This is a genomic window from Pseudomonas berkeleyensis (genome assembly GCF_014109765.1).
GTDB classification, from domain to species: Bacteria; Pseudomonadota; Gammaproteobacteria; order Pseudomonadales; family Pseudomonadaceae; genus Aquipseudomonas; species Aquipseudomonas berkeleyensis.
In genome coordinates this window covers 1,560,660-1,572,451 of the sequence record NZ_CP059139.1, presented here as the reverse complement: position 1 = coordinate 1,572,451, position 11,792 = coordinate 1,560,660, and the positions used below count along the sequence as shown (strand labels likewise).

Sequence of the window (11,792 nt, the reverse complement as noted above, 5' to 3'; positions counted from 1 at the left end):
ATCGAATTAATCGATGCGTAGCCCAGAAATTTTCCACCCAAACATCGATTCAATGCGCATAGCATGGCGCCATTCCTACCTGTCAAGGAGCCCGCCATGACCTCGCAACGCCGCGTCATCAGCATCCAGCCTGGCCAACCCGCCTCCGACGGCGCCGGTGTGCGCCTCAACCGCGTGATCGGCGGGCCTGGCCTGGAGCGCTTCGACCCGTTCCTGATGCTCGACGAGTTTTCCACCGACAACCCAGACGACTACATCGCCGGTTTCCCGCCGCACCCGCACCGTGGTTTCGAGACCATCACCTACATGCTCGAAGGGCGCATGCGCCACGAGGATCACCTGGGCAACGTCGGCCTGCTCGGCAGCGGCGGCGTGCAATGGATGACCGCTGCGCGCGGCATCATCCACAGCGAGATGCCCGAGCAGGAGTCCGGCGCCATGCGTGGCTTCCAGCTGTGGCTCAACCTGCCGGCCAAGGACAAGCTGGGCGAAGCGGGTTATCGCGACATCCCTGCCGCGGAAATCCCACGCATCACCAGCACATCCGGCGTACAGGTCGTGGTGATCGCTGGCGAATTCGATGACGGCGAAATCCGCCAGACAGGCGCCGTGCAGCGCCCGCATACCCAACCACAGCTGTTCGACCTGCATTTGCCGGCCGGCAGCCAGATCGCACCGCGCCTGGCCGATGGTCAGCGCGTCATGCTGTACGTCTACGAGGGCTTGCTCGAACTGCCCGAAGCCAGCGCACAGCCGGTCAGTGCCGGGCGCCTGGTGCGACTCTCTGACGAGGGCGAGCTGCACCTGGCCAGCGCCCATGGCGCGCGGGTACTGCTGATCGCCGGCACACCGCTGAACGAGCCCATCGTGCAATACGGGCCATTCGTGATGAACAGCCGCGAGGAAATCGAACAGGCCCTGCGCGATTTTCGTGATGGCGTGCTGGCCTGACAGAGCCGAATTGTAGGGTGCGCCATGCGCATCACAGCGCGACCCGCACCCTACCGACTATCAAACAATGCGGCTCAGGCCGGCTGCGCCACTTCGGCCAGCCCGAGAAAACGGCAGAGGTCGGCCTTGCGCTTCATCGCGTCCTGATAGCCGAGTTCGATCAGCTCGCTGCAGTAACCAGGCTCGAACAGCAGGTAACTGAGCACCCCGGCACCACCGGTCTTGGTCGCACCGGGCCCGCGCAGGAACAGGCGCAAGGCCCTGGGCAGTTCGCGCTGGTGGCGCGCGGCGATCTGATCCAGGGGCTGACTCGGGGCAATCACCAGCACATCCACCGGGTTCAAGCCCAACCCGCGTGGACGCGATTCCGGCGGCACCAATGCACTCATCTGATTGAGCCGCTCGAGCAGCTCGATATCGGTTTCCAGGTTGTCGATGAAGGTGCTGTTGAGCATGTGCCCGCCGATCTGCGCCAGGCTGGGCGGACGATTGGCCGGGCTGATCGGTGCGGGCTGATGTGGATCGCTGTGCGCGTTGCCGCTGACCCCGATCACCAGCACACGACTGGCCCCCAGGTGCAGCGCCGGGCTGATCGGTGCCGCCTGACGCACCGCACCGTCACCGAAATATTCGCGGTTTATCTTCACTGGCGGAAAGATCAGCGGGATCGACGCGCTGGCCAGCAAATGCTCGAGCTGCAGACGCGTCGGCACCCCGACGCGGCGATGGCGGAACCAGGGGTCGATCGTGGCGCGCCCCTGGTAGAAGGTCATCGCCTGGCCGCTCTCGTAGCCGAAGGCGGTCACCGCCACCGCACGCAACTGACGGTGGCGCACCGCTGCGGCGATACCGGAGAAATCCAGCTCACGCGCCAGCAACTCACGCAAGGGGGAACTGTCGAGCAGGGCCACCGGGGCATTACGCCCCAACCCGAGCAGGCTGTGCCCGACGAAACGCGTGGCCTGACGTAACACGCCGGGCCAGTCGCTGCGGTACACCATATGGGTGTGAAAGCCCTGCCAGACCGAGGTCAGACGGCGTACGGCCTCGCCGAACTGCAGCGCGCCACAGGCCAGACTGACGGCATTGATCGCCCCGGCCGACGTGCCGACGATCACAGGGAAAGGGTTGTGCGAGGCGTCCGGCAGCAGGTCGGCAATCGCCGACAGAACGCCCACCTGATAAGCCGCCCGCGCACCACCACCAGAGAGGATCAACCCAGTGACGGGCAAATGAGGGCGGGCAATAACGGTCATCGGGCAGTCCTGTTTTTCGTTTCAGTATAGAAAGGCCAACGGCCAATACCGATCACATCTGACGCGATTGACTCCCGCACGCATGCCATCCGCTGCGCACCAAGCGTCTGCAATCGACCTACTTACGCTTCCCGTACAGCTTCGCTTCGCCCGCTGGACGCGTCTTGAAGCGGCGATGCGCCCACAGGTACTGCTCGGGGCAGGCGCTGACCACCTGCTCGATCCACTGGTTGATGCGCAAGCAGTCGGCTTCCTCGCTTTCACCCGGGAAATGCTCCAGCGGCGGATGAATGACCAGGCGATAGCCGCTGCCGTCCTCCAGGCGCCGTTGCGTGAATGGCACCACACGCGCCTTGCCCAGGCGCGCGAACTTGGTGGTGGCGGTAACCGTGGCCGCCTGAATGCCGAACAGCGGGACGAAGATGCTCTGCTTGCGGCCGTAGTCCTGATCCGGCGCATACCAGATGGCCCGGCCGGCACGCAGCACCTTGAGCATGGCACGGATATCCTCACGCTCGATGGCGCTGGCGTCGAGGTTGTGGCGTTCACGGCCACGGCGCTGGATGAAGTCGAACAGCGGGTTCTTGTGCTCGCGATACATGCCGTCGATGGTATGCAGCTGACCGAGCAGCGCAGCGCCGATCTCCAGGGTGGTGAAGTGCACAGCCATGAGGATCACGCCCTGCCCTTCGGCCTGAGCCTGCTGCAGGTGCTCGATGCCTTCGACCTGTGCCAACCGCGCCAGTCGTGCCTTGGGCCACCACCAGCTCATGGCCATCTCGAAGAAGGCGATACCGGTGGAGGCGAAGTTCTCCTTGAGCAACCGCTCACGCTCGGCAGCGCTCTTGTCGGGGAAACACAGCTCCAGGTTGCGCGCGGCAATGCGCCGGCGTGAGCGCGCCGTGCGATACATCAGTCCACCCAATGCTCGCCCGAGCCTCAGTTGCAGGCCATAAGGCAACTGCACCACCAGCCACAACAGCCCGAACCCCAGCCACAGCGGCCAGAAGCGCGGGTGAAGAAAATAGGCGCGAAAGCGGGGGCGTTCCATGTGGTGTTTCCGATCACTGGCAAAGCCGCGCATTCTAGCGCAGTTTTCCAAGCCGCTCGGTGGCATCGGCGCGAGCCACAAGGGTCACGACAGCGAATCGACAGGCAAAGGCCCAGCCTCGCGCCGCCTTCCGACGGCCTTGCTGATGCAGGTGTCTTGCGGCATGCGGGCTATGTCGTTATAAGTCCGGGCATCTTTCGACTCGCCAGAAGGCCCATCGCACCACCATGAGCCAAGCCGACCTCCTTGCCCAAGACCCCGTATTCCAGCTCAAGGGCAGCATGCTCGCCATCACCGTGATGGAACTGGCACACAACGACCTAGAACGCCTCGACGCGCAACTGACGGAAAAAGTCGCCCAGGCCCCGGCCTTCTTCAGCAACACGCCGCTGGTACTGGCGCTGGACAAACTACCGGAAGGCGAAGGCGAACTGGATCTGGCCGAGCTGATGGCCGTCTGCCGCCGCCACGGCCTGCGCACCCTGGCCATCCGAGCCTCGCGGGAAAGTGACATCGCAGCCGCCGAAGCCATGGATCTGCCGGTGCTGCCGCCGTCCGGCGCACGCGAGCGCCCCATCGACCCAGCGCCCAAGAAAGTCGAAGAGAAGCCCGCCGAGCCCGAACACAAACCCAGCCGCATCGTCACCACACCGGTACGCGGCGGCCAGCAGATCTACGCCCAGGGTGGCGATCTGATCGTGCTGGCCCCGGTCAGCGCCGGGGCGGAACTTCTCGCCGATGGCAACATCCATGTTTACGCGCCCATGCGTGGCCGCGCCCTGGCAGGCATCAAGGGCAACACCAAGGCACGGATTTTCTGTCGGCAAATGGGCGCCGAAATGCTGTCGATCGCCGGCCATTACAAGGTCGCCGAAGACCTGCGCCGCGACCCACTGTGGGGCGATGCGGTACAGGTCAGTCTGTCGGGTGACGTGTTGAACATCACCCGCCTTTAACGGATACTGCGGCCACTTTTTTACGGACATAAAGGAGCCTCTAAAAACGTCGGCGAGGCAGTCAGCGCAAGGCGAAAGCTGGTGAGAAAGCGCAGTTTACGAGTGCTAAATGAGCATTTCGAACCTGCTTTCAACGCCGCGATGACAACGCAGCCAGTTTTTAGAGGCTCCGTTAAAAGGGCATCTGGAGGCCTTGGTTGGCCTCAGATTCCCGCGTTATTTTCATTTTTTGGGGTGAATCACCTTGGCCAAGATCCTCGTAGTCACTTCCGGCAAGGGTGGCGTCGGTAAAACCACCACCAGCGCTGCCATCGGTACCGGCCTCGCCCTGCGCGGGCACAAGACCGTCATCGTCGACTTCGACGTCGGCCTGCGTAACCTCGATCTGATCATGGGCTGCGAACGCCGAGTCGTGTACGACTTCGTCAACGTCGTCAACGGCGAAGCCACCCTCACCCAGGCCCTGATCAAGGACAAGCGTCTCGAGAACCTCTACGTACTGGCCGCCAGCCAGACCCGTGACAAAGACGCCCTGACCCTGGAAGGCGTGGAAAAGGTCATCGCCGAGCTGTCGCAGAACTTCGAATTCGTGGTCTGCGATTCGCCAGCCGGTATCGAGAAAGGCGCACACCTGGCGATGTACTTCGCCGACGAAGCCATCGTCGTGACCAACCCGGAAGTGTCCTCGGTACGTGACTCCGACCGCATGCTCGGCCTGCTGGCGAGCAAATCGCGCCGCGCCGAAAAAGGCGAGGAGCCGATCAAGGAACATCTGCTGCTGACCCGCTACAACCCCGAGCGCGTCACCAAGGGCGAAATGCTCGGCGTCGAAGACGTCGAGGAAATCCTCGCCATCCGTCTGCTCGGTGTGATCCCCGAGTCGCAGGCCGTACTGAAAGCCTCCAACCAGGGTATCCCGGTGATCCTCGATGACCAGAGCGATGCCGGCCAGGCCTACAGCGACGCCGTTGATCGCCTGCTGGGCAAGGAAGTGCCGCACCGCTTCCTCGACGTGAAGAAACAGGGCTTCCTGCAACGCCTATTCGGAGGTCGCGAATGAATATTTTTGACTTCTTGCGTTCGCGCAAGAAGGAAACCACCGCATCCATCGCCAAAGAGCGCCTGCAGATCATCGTTGCCCACGAACGTGGCCAGCGTACTCAGCCCGACTACCTGCCTGCCTTGCAGCAGGAGTTGGTGGAAGTGATCCGCAAGTACGTCAACATCGACTCCGACCAGGTTCAGGTCGCTCTGGAAAACCAGGGCAGTTGCTCGATCCTGGAGCTGAACATAACCCTGCCGGATCGTTAAAAATCTATCTGGACTTGCTGCGCGTCGGCCCTGCTGCGTTAAAAACAGGTTCGGAATGCTCATGTACAAAAGTACACTCCGCTTCCTCACCTTTTTTTGCCTTGCATGGCTCTAGCTCGCAGCGCCCAGGATAGATTTTCTGGCTCATATACACGAATGGCGGCCTTGCGGCCGCCATTCGTTTTTATCGCCCAGTCCAACCAGAACACACCATGCCGCTTAGCCAGATCGAAATTCTCCACCAGGACGCCGCCCTGCTGGTCATCAACAAGCCTACCCTGCTGCTGTCGGTACCGGGCCGCGCCGAAGACAATCGCGACTGCCTGGTGACTCGCCTGCAGGAAAACGGCTACCCGGAAGCGCGCATCGTCCACCGCCTGGACTGGGAAACCTCGGGTATCATCGTGCTGGCCCGCGACGCCGACAGTCACCGCGAGCTGTCGCGCCAGTTCCACGACCGCGAAACCGAGAAGGCCTACACCGCGCTGTGCTGGGGCCAGCCGCAAGCCGATAGCGGCAGCATCGACCTGCCACTGCGCTACGACCCGCCCACCAAGCCACGCCATGTGGTCGACCATGAACAGGGCAAACATGCCCTGACCCATTGGCGCATCGTCGAGCGCTGCGGCGACTGGTGCCGGGTCGAGCTCACGCCGATCACCGGTCGCTCGCACCAGTTGCGCGTGCATATGCTATCCATCGGCCACCCACTGCTGGGCGACCGCCTCTACGCCCATGAACAGGCTCTGGCCGCCCATGAACGCCTGTGCCTGCATGCCAGCATGCTCGCCCTCACCCACCCGCAAACCGGCGAACGCATGCGCTTCGAGTGCCCGGCGCCGTTCTAGGTGTTGCCCAGATGCATTGGCCTGCGGCCTGACGAGCAACCACTCATGGCGGCGACCTGCAAACGGCAGCCGTCCTGCTCAGCGTCATGCAGCTATCTAATAGAGATTCTTCAGATCGTGTCTTACCACCGCACCGACGACCACTGTGGTGGCCTTGCCTAGCAAGCCTTTGCCATTCATATGTTCGGACAGCATTTTGGCAAACGATGGTATGTCACGTTCGCTGATGTGCGTTTCCTTGCGCCAAAGGCCAGCTTCCACCAACTCCGAGCAGCTCACGAAGCGATAGCGCTCGACCTGCAGTACGGTTGCCACCACCGGCAGTTTGCCCTTGATCGCCAACGGCTGGAGTAGCGCAGGGTCGGCAGTCAGTTGGGCACGACCGACCACCGACAGGGCAATACCGCTACCGGGAATCAGAAACGACAGCGTCACGGCCTCGGTGCTGAGGATATTGCTCAGGCTGCACGCCACCTTGTTGCCCGGGCGCTCCGGAATCAGCAGGGTTTGCTCATCCCAGACACAGACGAAACCATCAGGGTCGCCTCGCGGGGATATCTCCGTAGCACCGGCACCGTTGTGAGTCAGCATCAGCAGATAGGGCGAAGCCGCGATGAAGGCCTGAGCCGCATCGCTGAGCAGGCCGATTCCTTCCTCTCCGGCATCGGGCACTGCATGCGGCGGGCGCGGCTCCCAGAAACCGGCCCGAACCTTTGCCCGCGAGCAGTGCAGAAAAAGCGCATCGGCACGAAACTCCAGGCGTGTACCCGCACCGTCCTGGCGTAGCGAGCAATGCCCGTTGGCACGCAACGCGAAACCGATGCCTGGCATGATGAAAAGCAGGCTGCAAGCCTGCGCCGTAGCGTGCTCCAGCAGCGCAGGCACATGCCTGTCGGCCGGCCATACCAGGTGAATATCACGGCCCTCGGCACGCATCACCCCGCCGTCACTCAGGTTGAAGTACTGAATGTCCAGCTCCGGGTCGAGATACCCCACGGCGCAGGCCGTGGAATGCTCGATGATCGTCAGGCAGTACTCGTCGAGGGTCGTCTGCAGGCGCTTGCTCATCATCGGTGGTGGCGCGGCAATGAGCGTGCGTAGGCGCTTCAACGACTCGATTCTATGATGGTTCATCTGCCCTCCAGGCGTGGCCACTGTCGTGCTCACGATGCTAGGCAGCAGGCAGAACGCTCACCATGGCGCTAGGGATCAAACAGCATGGCTTTGGGTTGCAAAATGAGCTCAAGCGCCACGCCGTAGCCTTGCGCAGGAGCATCGCGATAGAGTGCTCCGCCAGAGCATTCAACGAAGGGCACAGCGAGATGCAGAAGACCACCAGCGTATCGGCGCTGACAGTGCTGGATCTGCATGACGCGCTGCTGGAAATGGGTGTCGCAACTCTCGAACAGATGACTGCCGCCGGCCTGTATCGCGACCAGTTGATCGACCAGAGCAGCCATGCGCTGCCTGCCCAGGAGCAACGCCTGGACGAGTCGCTACTGCTCAAGCTGTGGCAACTGGCGGCCGCCAACAGCTCGCTGCCACACATCGGCCTGCTGATCGGCCAGCGCTTCAATCCTGCCACCCGCGGCGTACTAGCCAGTTGGCTGTTCCAGTGCACTCAGGTGTCCGAAGCGCTGGACGTGTTCCAGAAGCACATCGCCCTGATGAATCCCTCGGAAAGCTGGATTTTCAGCGAGGCGGATGACAGCCTGCTGTTGCAGCTGTCTTTCGCTGCCGACAAGCCCTACCCGCAGGCCGCCATCGAGCGCAGCCTGAGCGCCTGGCTGCGCTGGTGCGAGGAAATGACGGGCCAGACCATCCGGCCGCAACGCGCTGAATTCAGCTTTTCACGTCCCGAGTATCACCAAGCCTACGTCGAGGTCTTCGGCGACACCCTCGTCTACGACAGCCCACGCAATTGCCTGCAACTGCCACGCAGCGTGCTGGACTGGCCCATTCGCGGCGCCAGCAGCTACCTCAAGCAGATCGTCGAGCAACGCGCGCTGCAGCGTTTCGAACAACTGCAGGCCAAGCACGAACTGCTGGCTCGCGTACGCCAACTGATCCAGACCGACCTGCAGCAGGGCGTGAGCATCGAAAAGGTGTGCAGGAAACTGCATGTCAGCCGTCCCACGCTTTACCGCCGACTGAAGCAGGAGGGCACCAGCTTCACCCAACTGGTCGGAGACGTACGCAAGCAACTCGCCTTCCAGCAGATCCGGCAAGGTCTGCCGGTGGCCCAGGTCAGCGATGACCTGGGGTTCAAGGACGTGAGCACCTTTCATCGCGCCTTCAAGCGCTGGTTCAACCAGTCACCCGGGGAGTACCGCGGGCACCAACGCGGGGCGCGCAAGCCCTAAAAAGGGCAGCGCCACTGCGTAGCGCCGGCAAAACGGTTAAACTGCGCCATCGCTGTCTGGAGCCCTGCATGCGCGAAGAACTGATTCAAGGCTTGCTCGATTTTCTCAACGCCTCGCCGACCCCCTTCCATGCCACCGCCAGCCTGGCCATGCGCCTGGAAGCTGCCGGTTACCGTCACCTCGACGAACGCGCGCCCTGGCATACCGAGGCCGGTGGCCGTTACTACGTGACCCGCAACGACTCCTCGATCATCGCGTTCAAACTCGGCAAACGCCCAGCCGTCGACGGCGGCATCCGCCTGGTCGGCGCGCATACCGACAGCCCGTGCCTGCGCGTCAAACCCAACCCCGAACTGCAACGTCAGGGCTTCTTCCAGCTCGGCGTGGAAGTCTACGGCGGTGCCCTGCTCGCGCCCTGGTTCGACCGCGACCTGTCGCTGGCCGGCCGTGTGACCTACCGCCGCGACGGCAAGGTAGAAAGCCAGCTGATCGACTTCTACCAGCCCATCGCCGTGATCCCCAGCCTGGCCATCCACCTCAACCGCGAGGCCAACCAGGGTTGGGCGATCAACCCGCAGAACGAGCTGCCGCCGATCCTCGCCCAGCTCGCCAGCAGCGAAACCGCTGACTTCCGCGCCCTGCTCGCCGAGCAACTGGCGATGGAGCACGACTTCAACCCCGATGCGGTGCTGGACTACGAGCTGAGTTTCTACGATACCCAGAGTGCCGCCATCGTCGGCCTCAACCAGGATTTCATCGCCAGCGCGCGCCTGGACAACCTGCTGTCGTGCTACGCCGGCCTGCAGGCGCTGATCGACGCCAATGACGAGGAAACCTGCGTGCTGGTCTGCACCGACCACGAAGAAGTGGGTTCCTGCTCGGCCTGTGGCGCCGACGGCCCCTTCCTCGAACAGGTGCTGCGCCGCGTGCTGCCAGAAGGCGATGCCTTCGTTCGTGCCATCCAGCGCTCGCTGCTGGTATCGGCCGACAACGCCCATGGCGTGCACCCGAACTACGCCGACAAGCACGACGGCAACCACGGGCCCAAGCTCAATGCCGGCCCGGTGATCAAGATCAACAGCAACCAGCGCTATGCCACCAACAGCGAGACAGCGGGCTTCTTCCGCCATCTGTGCCTGGAAAACGAAGTGCCGGTGCAAAGCTTCGTGGTGCGCAGCGACATGGGCTGCGGCTCTACCATCGGCCCGATCACTGCCAGCCAGCTCGGCGTGCGCACGGTCGACATCGGCCTGCCTACCTTCGCCATGCACTCTGTGCGCGAGCTGGCCGGCAGCCATGACCTGGATCACCTGGTGAAGGTGCTGACTGCCTTCTACTCCAGTCCTGAACTCCCTTGAGGTTCTAAGACCTGCCATGATCGAACACATCCGCAACAGCCTGCAGGAAGCCCAGCGTGCGCTGGAGGCCTTCCTCGCCAACGAACAGACTCTGGGCAACATCCAGAAGGCCGCCGAACTGCTGGTCGAGAGCTTCGAGAACAAGGGCAAGGCTTTTTCCTGCGGCAACGGCGGTTCGATGTGCGACGCCATGCATTTCGCCGAGGAGCTGACTGGGCGCTACCGCAGGAACCGCCCCGGCATCGCTGCCGTGTCGATCAGCGACCCCAGCCACATCAGCTGCGTGGCCAACGATTTCGGCTACGACTTCATCTTCTCGCGCTACATCGAGTCGCACGGCCGTGAGGGCGATGTGCTGATCGCCATCAGCACCAGCGGCAAGAGCCCCAACGTGGTCAAGGCCGCCGAAGCGGCCAAGACGCTGGGCGTGAAGGTGATCGCTCTGACCGGCAAGCCCGGCTCGCTGCTGGAGAGCCTGGCCGACGTGTGCATCTGCGCACCAGGCGGCGACTTCGCCGACCGCGTGCAGGAACTGCACATCAAGACGCTGCATATCCTGATCGAACTGATCGAGCGCAAGCTGAGCCCGCAGAATTACGCCTGAGAATGGGTAGGATGGGCCGGGCGGCGATCCGCTTCTGCCCATCGTTGACTGCCTGGCATGTGGGCTGACTGGTGGGCTGAAGCCCACCCTACTAGACTGCAGGCGTGGTGGCGTGATCAACAGGGTGACAGGCGGCTGACCCACCCTACGTACAGAGCCCGCAGAATTGGGCCTGACCCCGTAGCCCGGATGCAATCCGGGAGCCTTGTGTCCCCGGATTGCATCCGGGCTACACAATGGTGGAACACCGAATATTCAGGCGCTACGCAGACGCTTCGGGGTCAGGCCCATATAACGGCGCATGGCCGTGGTCAGGGCACTCTGGCTGGAGAAACCACATTCCTCGGCAATGCGCACCAGCGGCAGGTTGCTTTCACGCAGCATGCGCGCGGCGCGGTCGAGGCGGGTCTTGAGCAGGTACTGGTGCGGCGTGAGGCCGACACAGTCCTTAAACTGAGCATGGAAGTGGCTGGGGCTCAGGCACATTTCATGGGCCAGCTCGGCGACGCTGATACGCCGCGCCAGATGCTCACCGATATAGTCATCCAGACGCTGCATATCCATCGCTCCCTGCGGCGGCCGGCGCTGTTCGCCAAACAGGCGTAGATGCAGAGCACGCAGCAATACGCCGCCTAGAGAACGGGCAAGGATGGAATCGCTGCCATAGCGCTCCAGCTCTGCGCCGGCATAGGTCAGCAGGTGCTGGAAATCGACATCGAGGGCAGGATAACGGGGGGTTTCGAAGAGGCGGTGGAGCAGCTCCAGGTCTTCGCTGGGAGTGTCCTGCTCGTCCAGATCGAGGATCAGCATGCGGTTGTCGCCCATGCCGGCGAACTGGTGAGCCGCATCGCCCGGCACCAGGCAGGCGCGCATGCGACAGACTTCGCCGCCACGCCCACCGACTTCGAATTCGGCGCGGCCGACCAGAGACATCACCAACTGGTGATGATCATGGGCATGTTCATGGGCCTGTTCATCCAGGCGGATCACACGGGCTTGCAGCATCGCTAAAGACTGGCGGCACGAAACAAGGGTTGCACTTTACTCCTTTCCACAGAAAAACGCCGCAACCACCTATCAGCCAAATGGTTGCA

Annotated in this window: 12 protein-coding genes; 8 read left to right on the top strand and 4 right to left on the bottom strand. The window is 62.8% G+C overall.

Annotated elements, in window-relative coordinates:
* Positions 1-96: 96 nt before the first annotated feature.
* A complete protein-coding gene (locus HS968_RS07230; RefSeq protein WP_182370747.1) occupies positions 97-951 on the top strand; it encodes a pirin family protein in 855 nt (284 codons plus the stop codon).
* A gap of 74 nt (positions 952-1,025) precedes the next feature.
* Here the strand turns inward: HS968_RS07230 and HS968_RS07225 are convergent, their stop codons facing one another.
* Entirely contained in the window at positions 1,026-2,207 is a 1,182-nt protein-coding gene (locus HS968_RS07225; RefSeq protein ID WP_119693516.1) for a patatin-like phospholipase family protein, read from the bottom strand.
* Positions 2,208-2,325: 118 nt separating this feature from the next.
* The gene (locus HS968_RS07220) at positions 2,326-3,258 is read right to left on the bottom strand and encodes a lipid A biosynthesis lauroyl acyltransferase (protein WP_182370746.1); all 933 of its coding nucleotides are present in this window, start codon (positions 3,256-3,258) and stop codon (positions 2,326-2,328) included.
* A 227-nt stretch (positions 3,259-3,485) separates the two neighbouring features.
* Between HS968_RS07220 and minC the strand changes: the two genes are divergently transcribed.
* The 4 genes from minC (at position 3,486) to HS968_RS07200 (ending at position 6,373) form a co-directional block, all read left to right on the top strand.
* Entirely contained in the window at positions 3,486-4,214 is a 729-nt protein-coding gene (gene minC, locus HS968_RS07215) for a septum site-determining protein MinC (RefSeq protein ID WP_119693514.1), read from the top strand.
* A gap of 244 nt (positions 4,215-4,458) precedes the next feature.
* Positions 4,459-5,274: a septum site-determining protein MinD gene (gene minD, locus HS968_RS07210; RefSeq protein ID WP_119693513.1), complete on the top strand. Its 816-nt coding sequence runs from the start codon at positions 4,459-4,461 to the stop codon at positions 5,272-5,274.
* Positions 5,271-5,525 (top strand): cell division topological specificity factor MinE, encoded by a 255-nt coding sequence (gene minE / locus HS968_RS07205; RefSeq protein ID WP_004423407.1) that lies wholly within the window; start codon positions 5,271-5,273, stop codon positions 5,523-5,525. The genes minD and minE overlap by 4 nt, the downstream gene beginning before the upstream one ends.
* Positions 5,526-5,737: 212 nt before the next feature.
* Positions 5,738-6,373 carry an RluA family pseudouridine synthase gene (locus tag HS968_RS07200; protein WP_119693512.1) on the top strand — a complete coding sequence of 212 codons (636 nt, stop codon included), beginning with the start codon at positions 5,738-5,740 and terminating at the stop codon, positions 6,371-6,373.
* Positions 6,374-6,469: 96 nt separating this feature from the next.
* On the opposite strand, the gene HS968_RS07195 is transcribed toward HS968_RS07200, so the two are convergent.
* Complete coding sequence (locus HS968_RS07195; protein WP_182370745.1) at positions 6,470-7,507, bottom strand: pyridoxamine 5'-phosphate oxidase family protein; 1,038 nt, start codon at positions 7,505-7,507, stop codon at positions 6,470-6,472.
* Between the two features lie 188 nt (positions 7,508-7,695).
* Between HS968_RS07195 and HS968_RS07190 the strand changes: the two genes are divergently transcribed.
* From HS968_RS07190 to lpcA, 3 genes are all read left to right on the top strand, one after another.
* Positions 7,696-8,736 carry an AraC family transcriptional regulator gene (locus HS968_RS07190; protein WP_182370744.1) on the top strand — a complete coding sequence of 347 codons (1,041 nt, stop codon included), beginning with the start codon at positions 7,696-7,698 and terminating at the stop codon, positions 8,734-8,736.
* Positions 8,737-8,804: 68 nt separating this feature from the next.
* Complete coding sequence (locus HS968_RS07185) at positions 8,805-10,094, top strand: M18 family aminopeptidase (protein ID WP_119693509.1); 1,290 nt, start codon at positions 8,805-8,807, stop codon at positions 10,092-10,094.
* 16 nt (positions 10,095-10,110) lie between these two features.
* On the top strand, positions 10,111-10,698 hold the full coding sequence (lpcA, locus tag HS968_RS07180; RefSeq protein ID WP_119693508.1) for a D-sedoheptulose 7-phosphate isomerase: 588 nt from the start codon (positions 10,111-10,113) through the stop codon (positions 10,696-10,698).
* A gap of 255 nt (positions 10,699-10,953) precedes the next feature.
* Here the strand turns inward: lpcA and HS968_RS07175 are convergent, their stop codons facing one another.
* Positions 10,954-11,703 (bottom strand): helix-turn-helix transcriptional regulator, encoded by a 750-nt coding sequence (locus HS968_RS07175; protein WP_106739295.1) that lies wholly within the window; start codon positions 11,701-11,703, stop codon positions 10,954-10,956.
* Positions 11,704-11,792: the final 89 nt, after the last annotated feature.